We start from the raw sequence: 25,223 nt of genomic DNA on the forward strand, positions 1-25,223 counted from the left end.
CTCCGTTTCGGGGGCCTTTTTCTTTTGCCTTGTCTGCTCCTGGTTCGTGTTGCGGGACGAGGCCGTTAGGCCTCGGTAGTTTCCTGACCGCTGCTCGTCTTGGAAAACGCGTCGAACAGGGCCGGGAGTTGGTCGACAAGAAATGCCGCGAATGTCGCCGAGACATTCTTGTCGAGGGTAAGCTTCAACTCGCGCTCGGCGTGACGCACGTGCGCAATCTTGTCGCCGGATGCGGAAAAGACCGGCTTCTCTTCCGAAGCCTTCGATGGCCCCGCAGAAGATGGACGGCTTGCCGCTGTGAATGCGGCGAGAAACCGGGCGTCGGTTTCTCGCTCCGTAAATTTTGGCTCAGCGATCGCCGCTCTGACACGTTTGAGCGCCGCGGTATCCTTGATCAATTCAGCGAATGATTGCCAGCGGCCGCGGCCAACTCTCGGAGCCTTCCCGATTGCTTGAACGACGTCGGTTGGAACCGACCGGGCCACGGTAAGAAGTTTCGAGGCCTCCGCTCGATCGATCGACAACGCGTCTTGCACGATTGACCGGCTATGCCCGGCATCTTCGATATGCATCGCAAAGATGGCGCGCTCAATGAAGCTCAAATCTTCACGCGGTGCGTTCTCGAGTCCTTGCGCTACGACGAGCGCTTCATCTGAGAGCGCTCGCAGGATCGCTTTGACTTGAATGCCGAGTTCACGCGTGGCGCGGACGCGACGATGACCATAGGCGCTTTGGTAGCGTCCTTTCGCTTCAGGATGCTCCCGAACGAGAATGGGCACCTCTTGACCGCGCTGCGCGATCGACTGTTTGAGCGCTTCGAACGAGCTATCATCCTGGTCGCGAAACCGGTCGGCCAGCGGTGAGGGATCAATAAGCGAGGGGTCGATTTCAAGGATCATCGCCCCGGAGGCAATCCTTTCGCGAAGCTCCTCGTTCTCTTTCTCAACTCCGGAAAATGTGTCTTTCAACGAGCGAACCGATCCTGACGAGACCCGCGGCAAGGCACCGGGCATGTTGTCAGCTGACAACGCATTTGATTGCGGGGCCGTGAAAAGGCTCTTGATGGTGTCAGTACGTTTGCTCATCGACCCCACACCTTCTTAAGAAGTTGCGCGATTTCGGCATTGACCGCGTCGACCGATTCCAATGCCCGGTCGTAGGCGCCCCGCCCTACGGCGCCGCGCTCCAGCTCATACAGTGATTGCTTGGTGAGGCCGGCATTGGCGATCGCAGTCGATTTCCACACTGTGGCCTGGAGCACATCCGATCCAAAAAGGGTACGAAGGAGGGCCACGATTTGCGCTTCCGGCACGTCATTGGGATCGTGACGCGTGATGACGTACCGGATGAAATCGTGATCGAGGCGCCCACCCGCTTCCTCGATGACCGACATGAGGTCCGACGTCATGAGGAGAAATTGGCTCATGGATGCGACATCGACCATCTGAGGATGGATGGTCACGAGCATCGCGGTCGCCGCGTTCAGCGCGCCCATAGTCAAGTAACCAAGTTGAGGCGGGCAGTCGATAACGACGACATCGTAGTCCTCGGCGACCTGGTCGATGGCGCTGGCGACACGGCGAAAGAATAGGTCGTGTCCACGTTCCCGACGCTCGACCATTGCTCGCGGCGTGGTGTGCTCGAACTCCATGAGCTCGAGATTGCCTGGCACAAGACCTATCCCGTCGAAATAAGTCGGCCGAACGACCTCGCGCATTGGCCGCCGGTGCTCGTCATACCGTATGGCGCCGTAGAGGGTTTCGTTCGCGGCGATGTCGAACTCAGGCTGGTACCCGAACATTGCTGACAACGAAGCTTGCGGATCGAGGTCAATCGCGAGGACCCGAAACCCGGCAAGGGCGAGATATTGCGATAGATACAATGCCGTCGTCGTCTTGGCGGAGCCGCCTTTGAAGTTCGCGACGGTGATGATTTGGAGCTTGTTGCCCGGGCGCCGGCGCGGGAGAAATTCCAATGCTTCCCGCGGCCGCGCGGTGGCCAGATACCCGCGCAACTCATGAATCTGACCCAGAGTGTAAGACCTCCGACCTCCGGTTCCTGTCGTCGGAGTCGGCCCAAGTCCGTCGAGAGAGAGCTGTCGAAGGTACCCATCGGACACGCCCGCAATTCGCGCAACCTCCCCTGAGGTGAACGAACGGAGCGACTTGCTCGCCGAAGGCGGGAAAAGCGTCGTCGCGAGCGAGCGAAGCTGGCCGGAAAGAATGCCGGCATGCCGAGAGATCCGCGCAGACGCAGTCTCGCTCATCGTAACCGAATCTTCCGCTAAGATCGCCATTTGCCTTCTCAAGACGGTTTCTGCGCGTCAGACGCCTATTCTCCGTCTTGAGAGATGGCCACGATTCTATGATTTGAGCAAGAAATAAAGGGTTAACGAGTTCTTAACGCCCGATGGCGTGCCCAACAGCGCGCAGCGTCTTTCTCGGCATCGCCCCGCGGTTGTCAGCTGACAACAACGACCCCGGTCGGCGGAGTGATTCTTTACTGTAGCGTGATTCGGCCGAGCTGCAGGATCCCCAAGCGTCATTTTACACCACGCCACCCGCTGCTCGGATCTGTGTTGCTACCGTGTGGAAGCGCCGGCACCTCACCTTCCCGCTGGTGTCTAGCCAGCGCGCACTGGCCTTGATGAGCGGTGGATCTATCGCCGCGAGCGTCCTCCCTATTCCCCTTTCCCGCCAGTCGTTGCCCAAGAGAATCGCGTCGCTCATATTGTACGGGGAGTTCGCTCAGCTACTCAGCCCGATGCCGGGAAGCGACGGTCCCGCGAAAGCGCCCTCCCCGTCTCGTTGAAGCACCCGGACAGAACTGCGAGCGGCGGGGCGTTGCGGGAGTTTAGCTCGGCAGGTCCGACGGGAGGCTGGGCTATCTCGGTTGATCGACACGATGCCGGCAGCACCGCGCTGGCGCAGCTTGTCCGTGGCAGAAGTGAGCGCCACACGGCAACAGGTTACCAACCCGGTCTGACGATCAGGCGTCGAGCAATCGACCAGTCCGCTCCGAAGGTGTCCGCGGTTGGCTGTTGCGCCGCCTGATCACGCCGGGGGGCCCGGACCTCCGGCCGCAAAGCAAACCACTCGCCCGGCGCTGCTTTACCATGAAGAGAGGCCATGTGGCCTCGCGTCACCACGTCGTCGACAAGCCGCGCTGCGGATCGGTGCGCCGCGTCGGATTTCGGGCCCCTTCCCGGGCCTTCCTGGGCAAGGCGCTTCGATCGCGGGACGCCGTTCATCGGGGGAGGCCCCACAGATTGTTGTCAGCTGACAACGTCCACTCCCTTGGTCCGGACCGCCCCCAAAGGGGGTGGCGGTGTCACGGCCCGGGGGACGAAAGCCGGACCCTAGACGATCTAGTCGCCATCGGCGAGCCGTGACCGTGCATCGTGGGGAAGTTGCCCGGGCGACGAGCTAGGCTGGGCTCCTGGCATTGCCTTGAGCCGCTCCGTAGAGAAGTTGTTCCGCGGCGTCCGGCCTCGGAACGGCACTCCATTGGCCGGCAACAGGGCCCGACCAACAATCCAATTTCCCGGAGTTAGGTGACATCAAACGGGATCGATCGGGCAGGGGAACCGTTAACTACTGTGCCAGCTACCCAGCTGCTGAAGCATTGTTGTCAGCTGACAACAAGGGCCGACCCAAGAGGATGGATGTTGTCAGCTGACAACAGTCTGTGCCCCGCAGTCCATTCGGATCCAAGCCCCGACGCACGTCCTCCAGTTGAGGCGAGCCGGCATCGCGTAAGCCTCCTCGATCCGCGTCGTCGAGAAAGCTAATACGCGGCGCTTAGCCTCAGAACGGCACTTCATTGGCGGGGCCACGGGGCCGACCAACAATCCAATTGCCCGGAGTTGGGTGACATCAAACGGGATCGATCGGGCAGGAGAAAGGGTGCCAACTACCCAGCTGAAGCATTGTTGTCAGCTGACAAAAAGGGCCGTTACCCGCGACGATGGATGTTGTCAGCTGACAACAATCTGTGCCCCTGCGGTCCGTTTGGATCCAAGTCCCCGACGCACGTGCGTCCAGATGAGGCAAGCCGGCATCGTCTCAGCCTCGCCGATCCGCGTCCGATGAATTCACACCGCGCGGAAGGCGAAGGCCGGACAAGATTGTTCTCGCCTCGAGCCCGGGACATGCCGCGTGGCTTGTAGGGACACAGCACCGGAAGAGGGGAAGCCTGGGATTCATAGAATCCTAACCATAAGATTTATGGACCCTGCGCCTCTTTGGGGCCCTATCGCGCAGATTTGGCGTGAATCCTCCCGGAAGATGTGAATGTGGCACCCGAGGCGGCCCGCACTGCGCTCCACGCCAGCGAAACGCTACGGCAAGGGCCGACACCCGACTCCGCTCAATTTCGGGGACTGTCTCGCCTCTGCATGCGCCCGATATCTTGGCGAGCCATTGATGCTCAGGCGCCGATCTTCCTTGGACCGAGATCGGGGCGGGCCTAATGAACGCTAGTATCGGAGCGAGGCTAGGCATGGCAGAAGTCATGAACGGTGATTCGCTGCAAAGCCACCGCGCAGACTCCAGGCAAGCCAGCCGGAGAGCCGTGACGGAGGAGCCGCTCGGACTGTCCTCTGACCAACGAAGCCATCTGAGTCCGATCACAAGGACGATGGTCGATAGCGTCCGGAAGAGGGGCCGGGGGAGCTCATCGTCTCGACCCCGGTGACTACCCTAGCTTGAGCTCGCCGAACCCGTTGGTTTGCGAGGAACTTAATTCCGCACGACCCGGAACTGACATCGCTATGACGGAAGCCAAAGCCATGTTAGCTTCCGTTTCGATGGTTCCCATTAAGGTTATCAGGACCTTGCTGCCTACCTACAAAATCCCCGATCCGCTGCCCTGGGCCCAGCTCGTCGGGCCGCTCGCCGCCGCCGAGGATGCTGTGGCCCGCTTCGATGAGCGGCTGGCCAAAAGTCCAATCCGCGACGGCGCACTCAGCCGGACGCACTTCACAGACGCCTGCGCCAGTCTGTGGCTAGATGGCGAACTTGTCCACCTCGAAGACCTCGTGCTCCACGACGCCGGCATGGACGTCCGCGCTCCGACCCATGAGCTGACCCGCGCCCATGCCGTGCTACGCGCCCGTCGACGGATCGCCGAGGCGAAGCCCGATTGGGCGCTGTCAGCTACCGGACTCGCCAGACTGCGCGGCCGGGGCGAGCGAGAAGAGGAGAGGAGCAATTGGAAGGCAGGCGAGGGAAGTTTTGAGTTCGACGAGGACGGCGAGCGGGACGACGTGGATCTCGAAGAGCCGCTCGGTGCCATCGAGGCCGATTCCCATTTGGCCTCCGCCTTCGCTGCCGTCGACGCCGCAAACGCCAGGACGGAGCGTAGGCTTGCCGACGAGACCCGGTTCCGGCCGGAGCGGGAATCCCTCATCTACGATCCCGACTGGGACGAGGAGGGACGCCTCGATCACTGGCGCGACGTGGTCGACCAGACTCGGGGCTTGCCGCCAACCCTAGCGGGGGCGATTGCTGCCGACGCCTGGGGTGTGATCGAACCGCTCGAGCACACGCCTTGGCTCGGCCGGCTGCTCGCCGCGGCATTGTTGAGGAACCGCGGCAAAACGCGCTCGCATCTGCCGTGCCTGCATGCTGGGCTGAAAAGTATTCCGCGCGAGCGTCGACGGCCACGCGACGCCGCCGCGCGTTTGGTCGTGCAACTCGAGGCCATGACCGCCGCTGCCGAGTCTGGCCGTAAGGACCACGACCGCTGGCTGATGACCAGAAATCTGCTTGCCCGCAAACTCGCCGGCCGTCGCGCCACTTCAAAACTGCCGGCTCTCCTCGACTACGTGCTGACCAGGCCGATCGTCTCCGCGGGGATGATCGCGGCGGAACTCGGGATTACTCCCCGTGCTGCCCAAAACCTGGTCGCCGAGCTCGGCCTGCGCGAGGCGACCGGCCGGGGACGCTATCGGGCGTGGGGTGTCCTGTAGAGGCGAAAGTCGGTTCTGTGGATGCTCGGCGGCCCGCCTCGCTGGGGTGAAAAGACAACAACAAACACGCCGCCCGCTTGAAATTCAGCGCAGGCGGCGGCCTCTTCCAGCCCCGGGAGGGTGTGATGCAAAACCCCGGTGACACTCAATACACGGGACCAAGGCCTTTGATCCATGGGGGACACGCGCGGGGAGGAAGGCCCGAAACAGGATTTATGTTGACATAATTTATCGTAGTCAGACTACGATAATGACATCAAATCTAAACTTGCAATTCCTTAGAATCGTTTCTAATATCGTAGTATGGCTACGACTCAAAGGGACAAGCTAAATAAGCTCTATACCTACGTTGCACCCGGCACGCCGCTGACTTCCGAAGACCTCGCAGCTCTCGGGATCTCGGCCGACCTTGCCGTCCACTATGTCCGCGCCGGCTGGTTACAACGACTGGCCCGGGGCGTGTATTGCCGGCCGAACGATCCGCCCGCCTTGCATCCGAGCCTCGTCCTGCTGCAGCGGAGCTTCGAAGGATTGCATGTCGGAGGCAAGTCCGCGCTCGACTGGCACGGCATACGGCACTACCTGTCCCAACGGCCTGTCCTCCACCTCTATGGCTGGAAAGCGGGACGCCTTCCGGAGTGGTTCACCGAGCGCTTCCCGGCCGAGTACCACCGCAAGCGACTCTTCGAGGAAGAGCCTGGCGCGCTGCTTCATGTCCAACCCTTCGAGAACCGCAAGGGCGGCCCGCTCGTCTCGGCGCCGGAACGCGCATTGCTGGAGGTGTTAAGCGAAGTCGGCGTCCGGCAGCCCTTGCAAGAAGCGCGCGAGCTGGTCGAAAGCACTTACAGCCTGCGTGCCGATTTGCTGCGAGACCTGCTCAAACGCTGCACCAGCGTCAAGACCGTTCGCCTGTGCTTGCAGCTCGGCCGCGAACTCTCCCAGCCTTGGGCCGGCAAGCTCGATCCGTCTCAGTTACCCAAGGGTAGCGACAAGGCCTGGGTGTCACGCTCCGGTGATGGACTCCTGGTGCTGAAGCCATGAACCAGATCTACCTCGACAGCGCACGGTTGCTGACACGCGTGGCGCCGCTGGTGCTCGTCGAGGATACCTTCGCACTCAAGGGCGGCACGGCGATCAACCTGTTCGTGCGCGACATGCCGCGGCTGTCGGTCGACCTCGATCTGGTGTTTCCCGACCACACGCTGCCGCGCGAGCAGGCGCTGCAGCACATCAACGAGGCCATCCGCCAGTCGGCCGCGCGCCTGCAGAAGCAGGGCTTCCAGACCCATGCGCCGGCCGCAACGGATTCCGGCGAGACCAAGCTGCTGGTGCGTCGAGGCGGCATCGAAGTGAAGGTCGAGGTCAATTTTGTTATGCGCGGTACCGTTCACCCGGTGCACATGGCGTCGTTGACAGAGGCTGCGCGCGACACGCTGCAGGCGGATCTCGAAATCCCGGTGGTGTCGTTCGAAGACGTGTATGGCGGCAAATTGGTTGCGGCCATGGACCGGCAGCATCCTCGCGATCTGTTCGACGTCACACAGCTTTTCGCGCACGAGGGAATCACGCCCGGCATCCGCCGCGCTTTCGTCGTCTATCTCGCGAGCCATAACCGCCCGGTGCACGAAGTCCTGTTTCCGTCGCTGCGCGACATCCGGCAGGATTTCGAGCACAATTTCGCGGGCATGACCGCCGAGCCCGTTGAACTCGATGCGCTCTTGGCAGCACGCGAGCGAATGATGCGCGAACTGCAGCAAGGTCTGAGCGCCGATGAACGCCGCTTCCTGCTGTCGCTGGTTGCCGCAGCGCCCGAATGGTCGCTACTGGGCCTGCCGCACTTGGAGCGACTTCCCGGGCTGCGATGGAAGCTGCAAAACCTGGAACGGCTTCGGAAGACCAATGCCCGAAAATTCGCTGAGCAATCGGACGCGCTGGCTCGGCTATTTGGATGAGCCGCGCTTGCCAACCTTACGCGCGCGTTCAACTCCTTGCAAAATTCGTTCTCCATTCCCCCTACGCGTGAAGGCCCCGCCTCGCGGCGGGGCCACCTGCGCGACGTCTCAGTCGCGGTTCGGGCGAGACCAGATGAGCGAGTGGCCTTCCTCGCCTTCCACTTCGACCAGCGTGGCGTAAATGGGAGCCGCGAAGCTCGGGTCGTCCAGCTTGACCGACAGGTAGTCGCGGTTCTGCTCCTGGGACTTCTTCTTCCAACCGGCGCCGAACTCGATCGTGCCTGCGAAGATCCGGTAGTCCGGGGCCTTCTCCGAGGTCCGCTCGGCCGGGACGATCTTGGCCTTCACGGTGCCGAGGGCGAGGGTCTTGACGGTGCCCACGAAGCCGTTGCCGCTGACGGTGAAGTTGCCGATGGTAGCCATGTTCGTATCCTCTGTCGTTCTCGGGCCGCGACCATCGCGACCTCGATGGCTGTCGTTGACCGGAGGCGATCGGGCCGCACCCGAAGGGCCGCCACGCAGTAGAGGGCGGCCAGGGCGATGCTTTCTTGTCTCGCGAGGAATGGGCGCGCAGCGGCCAGGGGAAGAAAGCGGAGAACGGCCGTTGCGGTCTTTTGATCGAGGCGGAGCGAAGCGACGACGGCCTTCGGTTAGACATGCCAAATCGAGGACGCATTGGGCACGACAGGCCGAACGATGAGGATCCGACGGAGCCACAGGCAAGCCACACCGCACGACGACGGGCGCGTGGTGAAAAGACTCGCAGGCACCACGTAAGCCTTCCGGTTCCGGCGGACGCAATAACACCCCCGGACCGTCGCATCGTGGATGACATCAGCATTCTGCGGCTTCGGAAAGGCGCTCGCCCAGAAACAGACCGGCATCTCGGAAGCTGGAAGAACCCGCCCGGCCCATCTCGACGACACCGTCAGAATGGGAAGCGCGGCCTCTCCAGTCGCCGGCACACGCATGACGATGCACATAAAAAAAGGCCCCGCGGTGAGGCGAGGCCTTCGTCATTTTCCAGAAAGGTGAACGATGGCGCGCAAGCGGCCGACGCGCGGATCGATGCGCCTCATGCCGCTTGGTCGATCTCGGCCGGCTTGGGTTGAAGATCGTGCAGATAAGTGACTGCCCGCTGAGCGTGGGCGGCCGCGGAGAAGATGAAGCGCTTTTCGTTGGAGAGTACCTCCAACCACGACGCAAGATAACTTGCGTGATCGGCGCGCGGCTCGAGTTCTGGTACGATACCGAGATCCGCACTGAGGAAACAGGCGCCAAGTTCGGCGACCAACTCTTCGCGGGCGCGCTCGCTTCGATCTTTGGCGTAGCGGCTGAGGTCGCGATTGACGCGGTGCGCCGGCCCGGTCCAATGCACGCATTCGTGCGCGAGCGTGGTGGCGTAGCTCTCCGCATCACGGAAGCTCTCAAATGGCGGCATCTGGATGAGATCGAGCGCCGGCGCAAAAAATGCCTTGTCGCCGCCATGTCTGATGGTTGCCCCCGTATTGGCGAAGAATCCGTCCACATGCGCAATGCGTTGCGCAGGCGCGATGCTTGGAGCCGGGCGCCCGTAATAGTGACTCGGCAAGTCGTTGATCTGATCGACACAAAACACCGTATAAGCACGCAGGAACGGAACGGTCCGTTCGACGTCGTCGCCATTCTTATCGGTCTCGGTCTTAGTGAACTTGTTTGCATAGACGACCATTGTTCCGCTCTCACCTTTGCGGACGTGACCGCCAAGTTCGAGGGACTGCTTGAAGGTCATCCAGATCGGTGATGTGAAGCCTCGCGCGACAGCTTCCGACCACAGCAGCACGACGTTGATGCCCTGATAGGGCATACCGTTGTGGCGCAGCGGCCGCGTGATGCATCCAGCGGCGTTGCCCGCATTCCATGGCTTGACCCACGGACGTACACCGCGCTCCAGGTCCGCGACGATGCGATCGGTGATCCGTGCATAGATGTCGGCGCGGGGTTTCGTTTCCTTACCTGTCATAATCCTAATCTCCGTTGAAGACCGCGCCCATCGCGGCCCTCACGGCGGTCCGCTGCGAAGGCCTGCGGGGTCGCGCATCCGGTGGCGCGGGTGGTCTGAGTGGCAACAGAGACGCCGGACCGGAACGTCAGTGGAGGACGGCAAAGCCGTTGCGCTGCCGCGCGGGCCGGAGCATCGACCGAACGCCGCTACGGGCCGCGCGGGGCAGTCCAACCCGATTCATTTCTCTTTGCTCGTTTGACCAGTCGCGCCGTGCGACATGAAAAAGGCCGGTCCTAGGGACCGGCCGACGTTGACGGTGAAAGAAAATGGCGGGGCCGAAGCCCCGCCGGCGGCATTAGTCGAACGCCGACATCTGTGCCTTGGCCGCCTTCCTGCCGACGGTGTCGGTCGTGGGGTCGACGGGACGCTCGAAAGGCTTCCAGGTCTCGCCGACGACTTTTTCGTAGGCGGCGACGGCGCCCTCGGCGGCCATGCGAAGCGCGTGAGACTGAACGCCCATGTCGGCGGCGAACTCGCGCTTGCGCTGTGCCTGGCTATCGAAGCCGACCGGACCATCGAGGTCCTCATCGCGGCCGTCGTTGGCGAGCTTGGCGGTCGCATCTCGCGCTTCGGTGACAGCGCGGGTATAGAACTGGCCAGCGCCGTGCGCGGAGCCGACATAAGCGCCGACGATCCGTTGAAGGTGAATCTGCATTGCGCGTTCACTCAGGCCGTCCTTGAGCGCGTCGGCGGTTTCGATGATGAGCCGTTGGTGCAGATCGCGGATGCCGTCGCTGTCCAGGATTGCAAGGCCGAAGCTTTCAGAGATGCGTTGTGCCTGTGCCGCGTCGGGGCAGGCGAGCCGGACCATTTCGAGAGTGGTGCCCTTGCGCAGGGGGATGACACGGGCGCCGGCGCGAGAAGAGCGAGCAGGTTTGGTCATTGATGAATTCCTTTCTTAGGTTTCGCCGTCAGGTTCGATCCGGCCCCTGCCGGACCTCCCTTCGGGTGCGGTCGCCCAGCGCCGCCGGGATGAGGGCCGCTTCAAGGTCCGGGGACCGCCAGGCGAGCGAGGTCCGGCTGCGGACAAGCAGGGTCCGGCTTGCTAGGGCCCTGCGCGAACGCGGCCGGGACTTGCCGAGATCGGCGGTTCCTGGTCGCTTGCGACTTGGCCTTGAAGCGGACCGCCGGGGGCGCAGACCGCAGCAAACCCGAGGGGAGGTTCGACAGGGTGCGGGCCGGGTTGGCGAATGCGGAAAGGTTCGACCCAGCAGACCGCCAGCTTCGCGCCATGCTCGAGATGTTCGCCTGAGCGAGCCACAAGGTCGGCTTTGGCCCCGCTAGGCCTCATCGCCATGCCGCTTGCCCGGACGACGGTCGGCCGGACTGCGACATTCATCCATGCGATGTTCACGCTCCGAGTCGTCACGAGCAGGGCGAGACTCCGGCGCGTATCGAGCCCGCAGCATCTCGATCGCAGTATCCTGCCGGGCGAGCTTGCGCGAAAGCGCGTCGATCTCAGGCTGGCGCTCTGCGGTGATCGCCGCAACGTTCGAGCGATAGCGTTCGAGGAATGCACTCGGGTCAGGCGGCTTGCCGCGACGGTATCCGGACCGCTTGCTGCCGAGCTGCGGGATGAGCCCCGTCATGCGGCGGATGATCTGCCGATCGATCATGTCGAGCTGGCGCTGCGTCTGGCGACGCGCCTCCTCCATGCGCGAAAGCTGGGCGAGGCGTCCGGGGGAAGCCTTCATGGCGACGTCCTTCCCTGCCAGCCGATGAAGCTCGATGGTCCGGAATAGACGGGATAGCGGGTCTCATCGACGACGAAGCCGAAGCGGCCACGCCGGTACTCGTCGGACGTGACGAGGAAACGTCGCTTCTCGGTGCCCGCGCCGCGTCTGCCGCCCGGCGTGGCGACGACTTCGACAAAGCCCGGCTGCTGATCCGACGTGATCGCCGAGACCACGATCCAGTTGTCGGCGTGCTCCTTCTCGAAGGCGCTCCGATCCTTCTCTCGGGATTCGCCGGGCCGTAGCACGATCCCGAAGATCGCCTCCCACGCATCGGGCCAGCTATCCTTGATGGTGAGCTCGGCACAGCACCGCTCGTAGCAGGTGAACAGATGCGGGAAGGTCATCGCCACGATCGCCCAAGCTTCGTCTTCCTCGTACCAGCCGTCCCGCGTGCGTAGTAAAGGGTTGACCTCGCGGTTGCGGTCGGCAGAGAGATGGAAGCCGCCGTGGCCTGCCGTCGAATGGCAGACAACGCCTTCCGCATAGACGGTTGCACCCTGCGACGGCCCCCATGGCGTGTTCGCATTGGAGCCGGTGTCGCGACGGCCGAGCGCACGCTTCTCGCGCTGATGCTCGGCGTTCTCCACGACCTTCGTCCGGAAGGCCGCCTCGTTGGCGAGCGCGCCGGAATGGCCGTAGAAGTCAGAGCGCTTCCATTCGGCAATCGGCCGGTTTATGCGCCAGCCGGTCGCGAGATAATGGCGGGCGTCGCGGCCCGGCAGCATGGCGAAGGCCGTATCGCCGACGCGAGCGACGAGATAGCCGTCGCCGCTGCGGCCGAACTCGACCTCGGGAAATCCAGAATTCGACTGCGTCACGGCGGTGAGGGGTGAGGGCGTAATCATGCGGCCGTCCTCCCCTCCATGACGTCCGCTGCCGGCGCATCCGTTGTCACATCATCGAGAACCGCATCCGGATAGCCGTGGCTCTGCAGCCAGATTTCGGCGTCGGCGCGGCTGCTGGCGATATAGACGAGTTCGGCGTCCTCGCCGGGTCGGCTGAGCACGCGGACCGCACCAACCCTCGGGCGTTCGGTCACGACGAACCTCAGATCGCTGTCGACCGAGAAGGTCCGGTGGACGCGAAGCACCACAACACCGCCGCCGCCATAGTCGCCGACGTGCAATGTGATGGTGGCGCCGATGACGGTGTTGCCGCCGCGGCGTTCTGCCTCTTTGCGAATCAGCCGACCGCCGCTGTTGCGGTGTTCCCAGGCCGCGAGCTTCTTGCGATGCCGCTCTGGTGGCCGCGGCGTGCCGTCGGAAAACCGTATGATCGCTCCGAGCGGGACGAGGTCGTAGATCAACTGCGCGTACATGGACGTCCTCCTGTTCATGGGTGTTGGAAACGAAGCCGCCGCCGGCTCAAACCGGCGGCGGGGTGTCATTCGGATTATCGATGGCGGGCGCGCTATTCAGCCGCCTCACGGAACGGCTCGTCATCCGAGGTTTCGCCGCTGTCCTCGTCGCCAGCGGCCGGGTCCTCGACCTGGTCGTCGGCCTCGTCGGCGGCGGTGACGTCGTTCTTCGCCAGCCAAGCCAGTAAGTTGGCCTTGTCCGGAGCGAACAGCGCCGCCGGATGGACGAAGCGGCTTTCCTTGAAGTGCTCGACCAACGCGGCGCGGGTGTCCTTCACCTTTTGGCGCGGGAGAACCGAAGCGTCCTTGCACGAGCCTTCGAGCGCGGTGCGCGACAGGCACGACAGGAAGTCGTCGGTGCCCATGTTCGGCAGGAAGTTGTCCGCGCCGACCACCTCGCCGGCGAGGCGCGCAACGATGCCACTGTCGGTGCGGTTTTCCCGGCACGAGAGAACCTCAACGAGGATCGAGCGCGCCGCAACACGCAGTGTGTCCATGTCGAGGACGAGCTTGCCGTCCTGATCGAACAGCGTCGCGGCATGGCGCGCAATCCGGCGGTTGCCGTAATAGGTGCCGCCGCTACTGGAATCGACCGAGACGTTCTGGCCGCCGAAAGCGAGGATCAGCAGCGCCATCAGCGCGTCATCCTCGACGGGCGCGCGCGCCAGCGCCTCATGGAGGGCGTCCGTCCGGAAGTCGCCGATGATCTCGACGCCCTTGCGCGTCACGTCGGGACGCGGCTTCGAGACCGCTGTGCTTGCGTCGGCGTCAGTGCCGGTCGCCATGCCCCCATCCTTCGACTTCTTCGCCGCAGGCATGCGGTAATGTACGCTCTGCACCTGGCCGTCACGGTCGAGATACATCGCTGTGCAATCCGACTTCGACGGCTTGCCATAGACGCGCTCCGCCTTCGGTGGCAGCTTGACCTCGCCCCAGTTCGTCGTCTCGGCAATGATGCCCTTCTTCGGCAGGTTGTTCGCCATCCACTCCTGCTGCGCGCCGAGGAACGCTTCGACATCTGTGGTGTAGCGGCTATCTTCGTCTGCCGGCGCGAATAGGTCCTCGACCCACTGGATGCCGTAGGCCTGGGCGAGGTCGTCACCGAAACTGGCGTGACGTGCGTACATGCGGGCCTTGGTCAGGGCCTGCGCCACGCTCCCCCACGACACCTGCGGATCGGCTTTGGAGGGTTTGTGCTTCTTCCACACCTCCTTCTGCTCATCGAGCGACGCCGAGGCGATCGTACGAAGCTGACGTTCGTCTGGCATGTCGCCCTTGGCCATGTGATCGAGCATGGCAGGCAGCACGTTCGCGAGCAGGCGGAGCTTCCTGATCTGCCGGACGGGCAGGGTCAATGCGACGCCGATTGCCTCTTCGGTCCAGCCGAGCGCGACTAGACGTTCGATCGCGCGCCACTGGTCGACGGGATTGAGCGCTTCGCGCGCGATGTTTTCGATCATCGAGCGCATGGCACCGTTGTCGTTCGCCGCCTCGTCGACGAGGACGTCGATCTCCTCTAGGCCGGCAGCGATCGCCTGCTTCACGCGGCGATGACCGGCATTGATGACATAGCCGTTGCCGCCACCGGTCTCGGGCGTGATGACGGGTGGCTGGACAATGCCGACGGCCTTGATCGTCGCGAGCAGCAGGGCGTCGGCCTGCGGCGTCGACTTTGTCTGGCGCATGCGATCGGGATTTTCGTTCAGCGCACGCGGATCAATCTTGATGAGATGCATGAGATCCTCCTGTTTGGGTGTCTCGGACCGCGCCTCGCGGGTCCTTCCTCGTCTTCTTCCCGAAGACACCCCCGGGCCCCGCGGAGCGGTCGGGCCTGCACAACTGCGGCCGAGCATCCCTGCCGGGCCGGACAAGCAGGGCTAGCAGCCCTGCGAGGGACGACGGGCTGGGATCGCGCAGGCGGCGGTTGAGCGTCAGCGTTGCCGGCCTGACCGCTCTGCGAGCGGGCCTTCCCTTCCTCCCTCATCACGCTGCGATTGCGCTCCCGCCCGTGCCCTCCACATCCGTCGCAAGGGCTTTCTCGACCTCCGCCAACTGCCGCCGCTTCTCGGCGAGATCGGCTGCGAATGCGAATTCGCCGTCCTCGCGCGATCGGTACGAGGCGAGCCGGCGACGTGCGTCGGCGAGACGCTGGCGATAGCGCTCCCGCTCGCCCTCGAAATCGTCAAATGCATGCTCAAGGCGCGAGATTGCGCCGAGCGGCGTCACTGTGACGGGCAACTCGATCTCATGCTCTTCCCCGGTGCGGATCAGCATGGTGCCGTAGCGATAGCCGTCGCGGCCGCAGCGCTCGCCGGAGTATTCGAGGTCGAACCCGCCGATCGTGGCGATGATGGTCTCGCCCTCCTGTCGGAGCTGGACGAGGGTAAGGATTTCCTTCATCAGCGCGCGGCCGGCCTCCTTGCGCTCGACGTAGCGCTTGCCGGCAACGGTCGCGTCGAAGGCGTCGCCGGCGGTCGGAACAAGGCGCTCGATATCCTTGCCGACCTCCGCGATCCGCCGCGTGCAGAACTCGATGTCGCGTTCGGCGTCCCGGATCTGCCGACGGACGGCGTGCCGGTCGTCGATATGGGCCGCGCGCAGACGCTCGAGCCTGGCGATGTCAGCTTCGAGCCCGGCCTTTAGCATCAGCCGCTGGTCGCCGCTCGCGATCGCCTTCGCCATCGCGAACTGGTTGGCCTGGCCTTCGCCGAGGTCCTCGAGCCGACGGATCGACGTGTCGCCCGAGAGCGCCGCGGCGATGAAGCGAGCCTTGCGCTCGTTATTCTGCCACATGCTCGCGTCGAGCGAGCCCTCCGTCGCATAGGCGAAGATGTCGATGACGTCATGCTGGTTGCCCTGGCGCTCGATCCGGCCCTCGCGCTGCGCGATCTGCGACGGCAGCCACGGCACGTCGAGGTGATGGAGGGCCTTCAGGCGAAGCTGCGCGTTGACGCCCGTTCCCATTGTGTCTGAGGAGCCGATCAGGAAGCGGACCTTGCCGGCGCGTACGTCGCCGAACAGACGCTGCTTGGCCTCGGACTTCCTATAGTCCTGCATGAAGGCAATCTCGGACGGGGGTACGCCCATGCGGATGAGCTCATCTCTGATCCAGCGATAGGCCGAGAAGCCGCGCGTCTTCTCGACGCCGATCGTTCCGAGGTCGGAGAAGATCATCTGCGCGGCGCCCGGCAGCTCGTACGGCTTGCCGTCGGCGCGCACGTAAGCGTTGTCCGACGTCTTCTTCCAGATGTGGAAGGCGTTGCCGACGAGAAGATTCAGCTTATTGTTCGACTCGTTATCACTGTCCGGATCGACCAGACGGAGGTCAATCGCCGCGTGTCGCCCATCGGTGATGACAGAGAGCAAAATGTCGTCACCGGGCTCCGGCGGCCGGTCGCGCGTCTCGATCGCCTTGATCCGCGCATCGAGCAGGGCCTGGTAGCGCTTGAACGCAGGCGTCGGCTTCGCCGTCAGGATCTGGCGCTTGCCCGTCGAGATCGCCGGGACCTTCACGTACTGCCGCAGGTCCTCCGGCATCACCACGTCGGCGAAGGACCGGAACATGGCGATCAATTCAGGGACGTTCACGAAGGTGGCGAAGCGTGTGACCGGTTTGTACCTGCCGGACGGCTGGAGCTCGAGCTCCGTCGAGACGTCGCCGAAAGTCGAGGCCCAGGCGTCGAACTCGTGGAGCTTGCGATCCAGAAGTGCGCCGTATCCGAGATAGCGCTGCACCGAGAACATCTCACCGAGCGTGTTGGTAATCGGTGTCCCGGAGGCGAGCACCAGCGCCCGCCCAGGGTTCTTGGTCTCGATGAAGCGCGATTTCACATAGAGGTCCCAGGCGCGCTGCGAGCCGTTGGGGTCGACGCCCTTCAACGTCGACATATTGGTCGCGAAGGATAGCTTGCGAAACTCCTGCGCCTCATCGACGATGATCTGGTCGACGCCGATCTCGGAGATGGTCAGGAGATCGTCCTTGCGCGTTGCCAGCGCTTCGAGCCGTTCCTTCAATCCCTCCTTCAGCCGCTCGAGCCGCTTGCGCGAGACGCGGTCGTCGCTTTCGACCTTGGTTAGGAGCTGCTCGTAGAGTTCGAGCTCATCCTGGATCATCCGCTGCTCGAACGCGGACGGCACGCCGATGAAGCGGAAGGCCGAATGGGTGATGATGATCGCGTCCCACGTTGCGGTCGCGGCGCGCGACAGGAAGCGGTGCCGCTTGTCCTTGGTGAAATTGGTCTCATCGGCGACGAGGATGCGGGCACCGGGATAGAGTGCCAGGAACTCGCGCGCCGCCTGCGCCAGGCAGTGGCCGGGAACGACAAGCATGGCCTTGGCGATCAGGCCGAGACGCCTTTGTTCCATGATTGCGGCCGCCATCGTCATCGTCTTACCGGCGCCGACGGCGTGGGCGAGATAGGTCGCTCCCGAGGCGATGATGCGCCAGATGCCGCGCTTCTGATGTTCGTAGAGAACGAAGGCGCCCGAGGCGCCCGGCAATTTCAGATGCGAACCATCGAAGGCGCGCGGCACGATGTTGTTGAAGCGGTCATTGTAGACCCGCGCCAGCCGGTCGGTCCGATCCGGATCGGACCAGATCCAATTCTGAAAGGCGGTCTTGATCCTCGATAGCTTCTCCTTCGCCGCCTCGGTGTCGACGACATTGAGGATCCGACGCTCGCTGTCGCCATCCTTGATGGTGTCGAAGATCTGTGGGACGGAGGAGTTGAGCGCATCAGAGAGAAGCTGCCCGGCGTGGCGCCGCTCCGTGCCCCATTCCGACGTGCCGGCCGCCATCCAGCCGAGCTGCCGGGCCTCCACGGTCCAAGACGCGAGTTCCGGCATGTGGTGAATCCTGATCTCCACGCCCATCGTTTCCTTGACGAAGGCGGCGATGTCGGCGGCGGGAATCCACGGCGCACCAAGGCGCGCGGTGATGTCCGAGGGCCGGAGGTCGGCAGGCTGCACCTCGCGCAGGGCGGTCACGTTGCGCGCATAGGAGGGGTCGAGCGCAGCCGCGGCTTCCGCAACCTTCAGCTTGTCGCGGACAGCACCCGACAGATAGGCATCAGCGGTCTGCCACGAGCCGCCGCTGGGATCGCGGAAGATGGCGCTGCCGAGCTCAGCGATGACGTCATCCGCGTCGCGGTGCACGAGCTCCGCGATGTGGTCGGGGTCGACATGGCCGCGCTCGTTGAGAACGACGGCCAGCGCGTCGGCGGCGCTGGTGATGACTGGCGGCGCCGGCGGAGCGATTACCCGCTCGGTGAAGATCGGACCCGGCTTCGCCGTATCGGACTCGAGGTCGTAGTCTTCGATCGAGGCCACCAGCCAGCAGTCCGGATCGTCCAGGAATGGCTGGAGGTTCGGCCTGCGGTGCGTTTCGCGGACCTTCCCGGTCTCGTCGTCCTCCGCCGTCGATACGACGGTCGTGTTGATCGGCCCGAAGGTGCGCACGAAATTCGACCACACGATGCGCAGCCTGACCTGCGCGTCCTTCCACGGCCGGTCGAGCTCCTGATTCTTCAGCACCTCGCGAACCGCGTCGCGGATCGGGATCAGCTTCTGGATGATCCGAGCATGCTTCTCTGGGATACCATCAACACTGCGGCCTTTGCGCACCGTGACGGCGACTGGCCGGCCGTCAAGGATCTGCATCAAGCCGTGCCGGTTGTCGAGGAGATAGCTGCCCTCGCGCGCCGTGAGGCTCGCCGAGCTCTCCGATTTCGCCGGCACGGCCTCGTGCTCGCCGTCAGGGTCGATCGCCTCCGGTTCACCGTCATAGATTGCGACCGGAAGGAGGGTGATTGCGTCGTCCAGCGCGGTCGCGAGCTGCTCGCCGGACTTGGGAAGGCAGGTGTAAGTCTCTCCGAACGGACCGGAGGTCAGCGCGTGCGCGCCGAGCACAAGGTGGCGATGGCACGCGCACCAGCGGTTGACGCGAATTGCGCCCTCGTCCTCGGTCGCGGGGCGCACCTCGTCGAGCTCGAGCCAAGAGAGGTCGCCTTCGGGCTCGCCCTGCTTGCGCCGCCGGAAGAACAGGATGTCGACCACGACGTCGGTGCCGGCATCGGCACGGAAGCTACCTTCCGGCAGACGGATGGCACTGAGGAGATCGGCGTGCTTCGCGATCAGCGCGCGCGCCGAGCCATCCGCCTTATCCATCGTGCCGTGCGACGTGACAAAGGCGGCGAGACCGCCCGGCTTCAGTAGCTTGATCGCCTTGACGATGAAGTAGTCGTGGAGCCGCAGACCGAGCGAGCGCAGCGTGCGGTCCGAGCGGACGGTGCGATCGGAGAAGGGCGGGTTGCCGATCACCAGGTCGAAGCGCGCCGGCAGCTCGGACCGCGCGAAATCGCCCGTGACGATCCGCGCCCGGGGATGCAATAGCCGCGCGATGCGTGCTGTGACGGGATCGAGCTCGACGCCGGTGACGTGGGAGACCTCACGCAGAGCCGGCGGCATCAGCGCCGGAAACAGGCCGGTGCCGATGCCAGGCTCGAGCACGCGGCCGCCGCGCCAGCCGAGGCGCAGCAAACCCGCCCACATCGCCTGGACGATGAACTCCGGCGTGAAATGGGCATACTGCGTGCAGCGTGCCAGCGAAGCGTAGTCAGCCTCATCGACCGCATCCTGCAGATCGGCCCCGATCTCGTCCCAACCCTTCGCGAATTCGGTTTCGCCCGGGCGGCGGAAGACGCCATTGGCAAGCTCTGAGGCGCCGAAGCCGGTAAAGCGGATCAGCTGCCTCTGCTCCTCGACCGTCGCGGGGCGCTCCTCGGCCTCGATCTGTGCGGCAAGCCGAACTGCGACGATGCTGTCGCGGGCGCGCCGCTTCCAGCCCCTTGCGAGGCCGCGCTCGCCGGAAAGATAGAAATTGTCGCCGCGCTTGCCGGGACTATCATCGGGGCGCCGAACCAATGCGATCGCCGGCCTTACCGAGGCTTGCGTCGACGGCGGTGGATCATGCTCATGGTCGTCGTCACCCCCGAAATCGGCAGCGAAGGCCGTGACGCCAAGGCCGAAGCTGGATGAAAGGGCGGTATTGCCGAAGAGGTCGAGGGTGAAAGGATCGTCATGCGCCATGGGAATTGTCCTCCAGTTGGGCGCGCGCCGCCGTCCGCCGGCGCGGGCTGCGACGGACGGCACGGTGTTGCGGGAGTTGATGAGTGGACCGGCGCCGGGCCGGGTGCTGAAATGCGACGCCCGGCGCAGAGGCCGGGCTCGGGGCGGGGAGGGGAGGTCGGCTAGGCCGCGACCGTTTCCGGCAGCTGGCGGAACTGCACCGGCAGCTTGGCCGCGATCTCTGCCTCGGTGAGGTCGTTGAGCAGCTTCAGGACCGTGCCGCTCTGGCCGGCATAGACGAGTACGGTGCGGCGGCCGCGCATCACATGCGGCCAGCGCTCGCCGGCATAACCGCGATAATCGTCATGCGTGCTCGACCAGATGTGCTCGAGCCGTTCGTCGCGAGTCATCGCGCGCACGGGCCGTGACTCGCGCTCGATGATCGCCGCCTTCATCCGCTCCGGCGACAGCCGATCGGAAAGATCGCAATAGCCATGGAACCAGCGCCGCATTCCGTCGATGGCAAGGGCGAAGAAGATGCTGGTGACGCTGCCCGTCATGAATTCGCGCATCGCGAACATATCGCCGCGCATCCAAAGCGGAGGCAGGATGTCAAGCATGTAGTCATGCTCGGACTCCGCGATCTCGAACCACTCGCCAGCGAAGAGCTGCTGAGCCTCTCCCTCGGCCATGACGGGGTTGCCGCGATGGCGATTGAACATGCGGTGCATCTCGTGGCGCGTCGCGACGCCTTCGAAGACTTTGCGAAAGGAAGGTGAGGTGTGCATCGGCGGCTCCTCTTGGCCTGGCCGGACTAACAGCGCGAGCGATCCGCCTGATCTCTTCGTCACTTCAGTCCTTCATCACACCTCCTCGCCGGCCGCCTCCCCGGTCCGGCGGGTCAAGGGCCGCGGAACGCGGGCGAAGCTTCACCCTTGACGCGACGGCCGGGCATGCGGCAGCGCTTCATTCCCAGTTCATTTCCTCTCCCTCATTGTTCGAGCCCCTCTTCCTTTGCTCACACCAAGGCGTCAGAGACCTTACTCATTTGAAGGCCTTGGCGCGGCGCCACCAGCAGCCTGCGCGTCGCTCTCGCGCGCTACATCAAGAGGTCGCCGTCAGGCCGTTAAATCCTCATTCCAGTCGCCGGCGCAGGGCCGCAATCGGTCGTACCGTGCACTTGCATCTGCGGCGATGGCACGAACCCGATCGGCGTAGATGTCGCCTTGCCGATTGTTATCGGTTGCGGCCACGAGCCAAGCGTTGGCGCGCTTGGCCAAGCTGCGGATGGCTTCATCTGTCGCGGGGGACCAGCCGCCGCCGGTGCTCACATAAAGGGTGTCAGGGCGCAGGACTTCGATCGCGGCGAGACTCATGGCGTCGATGGCTGCCTCGGTGATGCAGATTCGCTCGGACTCCTCCGACCCGAACCTAAAGAGCTCCTTGCCACCGTCCGTGGCGAAGCCGCGCCATGCCGGTCCACGTTCCTCCCAACCTGTAAGCGCTCCAGCAGAATCGCGATGCGCCGCCCACATGCTGCCTTGGGGGCCCTCTCGCAACCGGTCGCTAGCGACCGCCTGCTTCACGATGTTCGCCGGTAACCCGCGCTCGCCCGTGAGATAGCGCCAGGCTGGGGAGCCGGGGCGCGCTCTGAAACGACGTTTCCACCGTTCTGCAATGGACGCGAGGGCCTTGGGCCTTGCCGGGCGCTGCCACACTGGTGCAGCCGGGACGAAGCCAACCACATCCGCAACACGGTCATATGCCTCAACGAAACCGTTGGCGCCGAGGTGTTCGGCAAGCGAAAACACGTCCCCTTTCGCCGGCGACAACGGATCGAACCAGCCGCGGCCTTGATGGATGACGATGATGATGTTGGTGTCGCGCCGGAATTTGATCGCCCGCCGGGTGCTTTCCTTGACGTCGACTTTCCAGCCGTCTTTCTCCAGCAGAGCTGCGCAGCCAACCTTGTCGCGCAGCTCTTCAATTTCTCTTTTGTCCATTTGTCTGCACCGGGGTCGCGCAAGCGACGTCCAGCCCCTTCTTCTGTTGGTCTCACTTGTTCCTGGTCTTGCGGCACATGTGCGACCGGCCGCGAAGCCTGCCGAATGCAAGGGCGCGCTTACCAACCGCCAGTCGCCGCATCTTGTGCGCGGCGAAGCTTCCCTTGCAGCCGGCATGGCGCCAGCGGCAGCCGGTCACCCGGCTCAATGAGCCGGGCACCAGGGGTCGTATTCATGGACGATGGCGTCCTGATCGCCGTCGTATTCGCTGGAGACCATCACGCCGAACTCGTTCTCAGTCTGGAAAAGGATGACGGGGACCATCAGCGTGCGGGCCAGATCGAAGGCGTGGTTCTGAGCGAGGGCGAGATTGTGCGACATGGAAGGCTCCCGTCTTGGGGCGGGGACCATCCCCGCTCGACAGGCGCCGACGTGTTCAGGGGCGGCTGCGGTCACCTCGAAGGCGAAGCAGAAGAGGTCGCACGCTTGCGTAGCGAACCCCTTGCGGGTTGATCGTGGAAGGCCGCACCAGAACCAAGGAAAGCCCATTCGAGAGCGGGGTTGGTCCTTCACCGGAAGCATGTGAGCCGAAACGCAAATGCTTTTTCCGAGGATGCAATGTCGGTCTGATTGACTGCGAGAACAGCCGCCGTCCCTTTTGTCAGAAGCAGGTCGATTGCCCGCCTGGCGATCGCTCCGCGAAATTCCGCTTCCGTTCGATGCCTCTCGTGGCCATGGGCATCGCTTGCATCTACGGGTTCAGGTCCGCCGCTTATGCGCGGGAGCTTCCGACAATTCAGCAGCTGTCTTGATTGGGGACTCGGGCCGTTTCGCGTCAGGGATGGTAGCCCGTAAGGGGGAAGACCCGCTCACGGGGCTTCAGCGCAGCCTCCAGCCCGGCCCACAGGGCGACGCCCACTCCTTTTTCAGTCAGAGGCGCACAACGGTCGATATATTTTCCGATACCGCTCGCTGAGCACCCTCAATAGCTTTCACTGGTATTAAACTTCTGAATCGGGAGCCCTGATCGATTCGATAAATTAATTGGACCGCGGTTTCGACAGTTGCGATTCTTACGCATGTCCGAACTCACGGTGCCATACCTCGCCTCCAACGGTGCGATCCGGCCAGTAATATGGCCAGGTTCTACGTCCTCACGATCGAACCGACTTTGTTCGGTGATACGGCGTTGGTGCGCGAATGGGGGCGTCTCGGCAAACGCGGCCGCCGCCGGATGGATCTGTTCGCCGGGAGGGTCCAGGCCGTCGAAGCGCTCGAGGCCTGGCTCGTCCGCAAAAGACGCCGTGGGTATGTCGCAAAGAATCCCGCGCCTGAATGCAGCCGCCCAACCCAATATCCTGATTGAATCGACGATCTTAAAACTTCTTTAAAGGTCGAAGCCGGTCGAGACCATCGTGTCGAAGTTCACCCCGGCCGCCGACAGCTGTTTTGCGCATTACGGGAGCAATCCCTGCCGAAACGCGAGCGCCACAGCATGGGGGAGGGTCAACGCAGCAAGATTTCGCCTGGCATTGTCGAGATGAAACTTCACACCTCGCGGAGTGACATCAAGAAGCTCCGCGATATCCTGCATCGTCTTGCCATCGGAGATCCAGGCGAGACACTGCCGCTCCCGTTGAGTCAGCGAGCTCTCTTGCCGCCCGTTCTGGGCTACATGTCCGGTTCTCGCGGCGCTCACATGTGCGTGGTAGGTGAGCCCCACCATTTCCAACATGTCTTGCGAAGTCTCAATGAAGCGATCGAGCCCCAGACTGCGCTCGTCCACAGCCAGCGTGAACGCCGCGAACTGATTTTGACGTGAGGGAATGCGAACCGTCAGTCCAGTCCTGATCTTGAAGCTCAGCGCGTCGTCGAACAGACGGCGTTCTTTCGCAGACCTTGCGCTTTGCGCCTCCCGTCCGTCCCACAGGAAAATCCGGCGTGAGCTGCGCGGGTCCTGAAGGACAGGATCGATTCTGTCGTATCCCTCGCGGAAGTAGTGGCTGGTCCAGCTCGTAGGATAGGACGAGATCAGATTGGGACCATTAGCGCTGTGGCCAAGGTAGGCAAACCACCGAAATCCCAGGGCATGCGCGGCTCGTTCCGCGACGCGCCGGAAATCATCCTCCGTTTGGGCAGAGTGAAGACAATCGACAAACTCACCGCATGCTCTTTTGACATCTTTCATTGCGCCACTTCAGTCGCTTCTTAGTTCCCACAACGCGAACAATCTGACGATTCGCGTTCCACGTGCAGGCGTGTATTGCGATGTTGCGGCAGCTTTGCGGCAAGAACGATTCCAAACAGTCCCTGTCAGAACTGACAGCGCAACGCCGCGACGGTGGCTGCTTTCTTGATCTCGGAGCTGTGATTCGTAAGTTTGAGGTTAAGAATGAAGGTCATTGTGCATAGCCGTGCGGCACTCCTGCACGACTCCGAGCTAACGCTTGGAATGCATCGCCTGCGAGGGCGCGTGTTCAAGGAACGGCTCGACTGGGACGTCTCTGTTTCCAACGGATTGGAGATCGATCAGTACGACACCTTCAACCCGACTTATCTTCTGGCACTCGAGCAGAACGAAGTCGTGGGTTGTGTTCGCCTGCTGCCGACCACCGGGCGCAACATGCTCGCCGATACGTTCCCCGTGTTGCTGGATGGCAACTCGGCGCCGAAGGCGACCACGATTTGGGAGAGCTCGCGCTTTTGCGTTGACACCAAGAGTGCAGCGGCAACAGCAGAGAATGGTTTGCGCAAAGCGACGTTCCTGTTGTTTGCAGCCATGATCGAGTGGGGGCAGCAGCACAATCTTCAGGCCATCGCAACGGTCACTGATCTGCGCATGGAACGCATCCTGCGTCGGGCCGGATGGCAGCTCGATCGCCTCGGCACGCCTCGCCAAATCGGGGCGACCAAAGCCGTAGCCGGTTTGTTGCCGATCACCAAAGAGGCCCTCGGCGCCATCCGAGCTGCCGGACAGGTTTCGGGGCATGCAATTGACGCGCCATCAAGCCTGGCGATCGCGGCCTAATCGAACCTCTCAGCTCCTCATAAAAGGCTATCATCATGGATCCTGCTGCATTCGCGGCTCTGGTCGA

General features: G+C 63.4%; 19 protein-coding genes. 5 read left to right on the forward strand and 14 right to left on the reverse strand.

Translation table 11 applies throughout. The features are described from left to right. Positions 1 to 65: 65 nt before the first annotated feature. Together repB and repA are read right to left on the reverse strand one after the other, a co-directional pair. A complete protein-coding gene (gene repB / locus RAD10_RS34675) occupies positions 66 to 1,085 on the reverse strand; it encodes a plasmid partitioning protein RepB (RefSeq protein ID WP_461620961.1) in 1,020 nt (339 codons plus the stop codon). After that, positions 1,082 to 2,296, reverse strand: coding sequence for a plasmid partitioning protein RepA (gene repA / locus RAD10_RS34680; protein WP_461620962.1), 1,215 nt, complete (start codon positions 2,294 to 2,296; stop codon positions 1,082 to 1,084). Before repA ends, repB begins: the two co-directional genes overlap by 4 nt. Before the next feature lie 2,475 nt (positions 2,297 to 4,771). Between repA and RAD10_RS34685 the strand changes: the two genes are divergently transcribed. The 3 genes from RAD10_RS34685 to RAD10_RS34695 all read left to right on the forward strand — a co-directional run bounded on the left by RAD10_RS34685 (position 4,772) and on the right by RAD10_RS34695 (position 7,923). After that, the gene (locus tag RAD10_RS34685) at positions 4,772 to 5,971 is read left to right on the forward strand and encodes an RHE_PE00001 family protein (RefSeq protein WP_461620963.1); all 1,200 of its coding nucleotides are present in this window, start codon (positions 4,772 to 4,774) and stop codon (positions 5,969 to 5,971) included. A 303-nt stretch (positions 5,972 to 6,274) separates the two neighbouring features. Continuing rightward, positions 6,275 to 7,012 carry a type IV toxin-antitoxin system AbiEi family antitoxin domain-containing protein gene (locus tag RAD10_RS34690; protein ID WP_461620964.1) on the forward strand — a complete coding sequence of 246 codons (738 nt, stop codon included), beginning with the start codon at positions 6,275 to 6,277 and terminating at the stop codon, positions 7,010 to 7,012. Next, positions 7,009 to 7,923 carry a nucleotidyl transferase AbiEii/AbiGii toxin family protein gene (locus RAD10_RS34695; RefSeq protein WP_461620965.1) on the forward strand — a complete coding sequence of 305 codons (915 nt, stop codon included), beginning with the start codon at positions 7,009 to 7,011 and terminating at the stop codon, positions 7,921 to 7,923. Before RAD10_RS34690 ends, RAD10_RS34695 begins: the two co-directional genes overlap by 4 nt. 108 nt (positions 7,924 to 8,031) lie before the next feature. On the opposite strand, the gene RAD10_RS34700 is transcribed toward RAD10_RS34695, so the two are convergent. The 11 genes from RAD10_RS34700 to RAD10_RS34750 all read right to left on the reverse strand — a co-directional run bounded on the left by RAD10_RS34700 (position 8,032) and on the right by RAD10_RS34750 (position 22,509). Then, complete coding sequence (locus RAD10_RS34700; RefSeq protein ID WP_461620966.1) at positions 8,032 to 8,346, reverse strand: DUF736 domain-containing protein; 315 nt, start codon at positions 8,344 to 8,346, stop codon at positions 8,032 to 8,034. Between the two features lie 652 nt (positions 8,347 to 8,998). Beyond that, entirely contained in the window at positions 8,999 to 9,925 is a 927-nt protein-coding gene (locus tag RAD10_RS34705; protein WP_461620967.1) for an ArdC family protein, read from the reverse strand. Between the two features lie 337 nt (positions 9,926 to 10,262). After that, positions 10,263 to 10,850 carry a hypothetical protein gene (locus tag RAD10_RS34710; RefSeq protein WP_461620968.1) on the reverse strand — a complete coding sequence of 196 codons (588 nt, stop codon included), beginning with the start codon at positions 10,848 to 10,850 and terminating at the stop codon, positions 10,263 to 10,265. A 397-nt stretch (positions 10,851 to 11,247) separates the two neighbouring features. Continuing rightward, a complete protein-coding gene (locus RAD10_RS34715) occupies positions 11,248 to 11,661 on the reverse strand; it encodes a hypothetical protein (protein ID WP_461620969.1) in 414 nt (137 codons plus the stop codon). After that, complete coding sequence (locus tag RAD10_RS34720) at positions 11,658 to 12,548, reverse strand: DUF7007 domain-containing protein (RefSeq protein ID WP_461620970.1); 891 nt, start codon at positions 12,546 to 12,548, stop codon at positions 11,658 to 11,660. The genes RAD10_RS34715 and RAD10_RS34720 overlap by 4 nt, the downstream gene beginning before the upstream one ends. Then, positions 12,545 to 13,021: a hypothetical protein gene (locus tag RAD10_RS34725; protein ID WP_461620971.1), complete on the reverse strand. Its 477-nt coding sequence runs from the start codon at positions 13,019 to 13,021 to the stop codon at positions 12,545 to 12,547. Before RAD10_RS34725 ends, RAD10_RS34720 begins: the two co-directional genes overlap by 4 nt. Before the next feature lie 92 nt (positions 13,022 to 13,113). Further along, on the reverse strand, positions 13,114 to 14,796 hold the full coding sequence (locus RAD10_RS34730) for a ParB/RepB/Spo0J family partition protein (RefSeq protein WP_461620972.1): 1,683 nt from the start codon (positions 14,794 to 14,796) through the stop codon (positions 13,114 to 13,116). 247 nt (positions 14,797 to 15,043) lie between these two features. Continuing rightward, on the reverse strand, positions 15,044 to 20,146 hold the full coding sequence (locus RAD10_RS34735) for an N-6 DNA methylase (RefSeq protein ID WP_461620973.1): 5,103 nt from the start codon (positions 20,144 to 20,146) through the stop codon (positions 15,044 to 15,046). Positions 20,147 to 20,307: 161 nt separating this feature from the next. Beyond that, complete coding sequence (locus tag RAD10_RS34740) at positions 20,308 to 20,913, reverse strand: DUF1419 domain-containing protein (protein ID WP_461620974.1); 606 nt, start codon at positions 20,911 to 20,913, stop codon at positions 20,308 to 20,310. Between the two features lie 330 nt (positions 20,914 to 21,243). Next, the gene (locus RAD10_RS34745; protein ID WP_461620975.1) at positions 21,244 to 22,128 is read right to left on the reverse strand and encodes a DUF3991 and toprim domain-containing protein; all 885 of its coding nucleotides are present in this window, start codon (positions 22,126 to 22,128) and stop codon (positions 21,244 to 21,246) included. Positions 22,129 to 22,332: 204 nt separating this feature from the next. Continuing rightward, entirely contained in the window at positions 22,333 to 22,509 is a 177-nt protein-coding gene (locus RAD10_RS34750; protein ID WP_177243520.1) for a hypothetical protein, read from the reverse strand. 754 nt (positions 22,510 to 23,263) lie between these two features. Between RAD10_RS34750 and RAD10_RS34755 the strand changes: the two genes are divergently transcribed. Next, complete coding sequence (locus RAD10_RS34755; RefSeq protein ID WP_461620976.1) at positions 23,264 to 23,494, forward strand: WGR domain-containing protein; 231 nt, start codon at positions 23,264 to 23,266, stop codon at positions 23,492 to 23,494. Between the two features lie 90 nt (positions 23,495 to 23,584). Here RAD10_RS34755 and RAD10_RS34760 read toward each other — a convergent pair whose 3' ends face one another. Beyond that, the gene (locus RAD10_RS34760) at positions 23,585 to 24,316 is read right to left on the reverse strand and encodes an autoinducer binding domain-containing protein (protein WP_461620977.1); all 732 of its coding nucleotides are present in this window, start codon (positions 24,314 to 24,316) and stop codon (positions 23,585 to 23,587) included. A 204-nt stretch (positions 24,317 to 24,520) separates the two neighbouring features. Here RAD10_RS34760 and RAD10_RS34765 point away from each other — a divergent pair, with 204 nt between their 5' ends. Continuing rightward, complete coding sequence (locus RAD10_RS34765; protein ID WP_461620978.1) at positions 24,521 to 25,156, forward strand: acyl-homoserine-lactone synthase; 636 nt, start codon at positions 24,521 to 24,523, stop codon at positions 25,154 to 25,156. Positions 25,157 to 25,223 lie beyond the last annotated feature (67 nt).

The organism is Bradyrhizobium sp. 23AC (assembly GCF_054863025.1).

Excerpts from the sequence above, each read along its gene's own strand:
- repA (WP_461620962.1), bottom strand. The coding sequence starts at position 2,296 with ATGGCGATCTTAGCGGAAGATTCGGTTACGATGAGCGAGACTGCGTCT.
- RAD10_RS34745 (WP_461620975.1), bottom strand. The coding sequence starts at position 22,128 with ATGGACAAAAGAGAAATTGAAGAGCTGCGCGACAAGGTTGGCTGCGCA.
- RAD10_RS34705 (WP_461620967.1), bottom strand. The coding sequence starts at position 9,925 with ATGACAGGTAAGGAAACGAAACCCCGCGCCGACATCTATGCACGGATC.
- RAD10_RS34755 (WP_461620976.1), top strand. The coding sequence starts at position 23,264 with ATGGCCAGGTTCTACGTCCTCACGATCGAACCGACTTTGTTCGGTGAT.
- repB (WP_461620961.1), bottom strand. The coding sequence starts at position 1,085 with ATGAGCAAACGTACTGACACCATCAAGAGCCTTTTCACGGCCCCGCAA.
- RAD10_RS34730 (WP_461620972.1), bottom strand. The coding sequence starts at position 14,796 with ATGCATCTCATCAAGATTGATCCGCGTGCGCTGAACGAAAATCCCGAT.
- RAD10_RS34720 (WP_461620970.1), bottom strand. The coding sequence starts at position 12,548 with ATGATTACGCCCTCACCCCTCACCGCCGTGACGCAGTCGAATTCTGGA.
- RAD10_RS34710 (WP_461620968.1), bottom strand. The coding sequence starts at position 10,850 with ATGACCAAACCTGCTCGCTCTTCTCGCGCCGGCGCCCGTGTCATCCCC.
- RAD10_RS34735 (WP_461620973.1), bottom strand. The coding sequence starts at position 20,146 with ATGGCGCATGACGATCCTTTCACCCTCGACCTCTTCGGCAATACCGCC.
- RAD10_RS34715 (WP_461620969.1), bottom strand. The coding sequence starts at position 11,661 with ATGAAGGCTTCCCCCGGACGCCTCGCCCAGCTTTCGCGCATGGAGGAG.
- RAD10_RS34750 (WP_177243520.1), bottom strand. The coding sequence starts at position 22,509 with ATGTCGCACAATCTCGCCCTCGCTCAGAACCACGCCTTCGATCTGGCC.
- RAD10_RS34740 (WP_461620974.1), bottom strand. The coding sequence starts at position 20,913 with ATGCACACCTCACCTTCCTTTCGCAAAGTCTTCGAAGGCGTCGCGACG.
- RAD10_RS34725 (WP_461620971.1), bottom strand. The coding sequence starts at position 13,021 with ATGTACGCGCAGTTGATCTACGACCTCGTCCCGCTCGGAGCGATCATA.
- RAD10_RS34760 (WP_461620977.1), bottom strand. The coding sequence starts at position 24,316 with ATGAAAGATGTCAAAAGAGCATGCGGTGAGTTTGTCGATTGTCTTCAC.
- RAD10_RS34695 (WP_461620965.1), top strand. The coding sequence starts at position 7,009 with ATGAACCAGATCTACCTCGACAGCGCACGGTTGCTGACACGCGTGGCG.
- RAD10_RS34685 (WP_461620963.1), top strand. The coding sequence starts at position 4,772 with ATGACGGAAGCCAAAGCCATGTTAGCTTCCGTTTCGATGGTTCCCATT.
- RAD10_RS34700 (WP_461620966.1), bottom strand. The coding sequence starts at position 8,346 with ATGGCTACCATCGGCAACTTCACCGTCAGCGGCAACGGCTTCGTGGGC.
- RAD10_RS34690 (WP_461620964.1), top strand. The coding sequence starts at position 6,275 with ATGGCTACGACTCAAAGGGACAAGCTAAATAAGCTCTATACCTACGTT.
- RAD10_RS34765 (WP_461620978.1), top strand. The coding sequence starts at position 24,521 with ATGAAGGTCATTGTGCATAGCCGTGCGGCACTCCTGCACGACTCCGAG.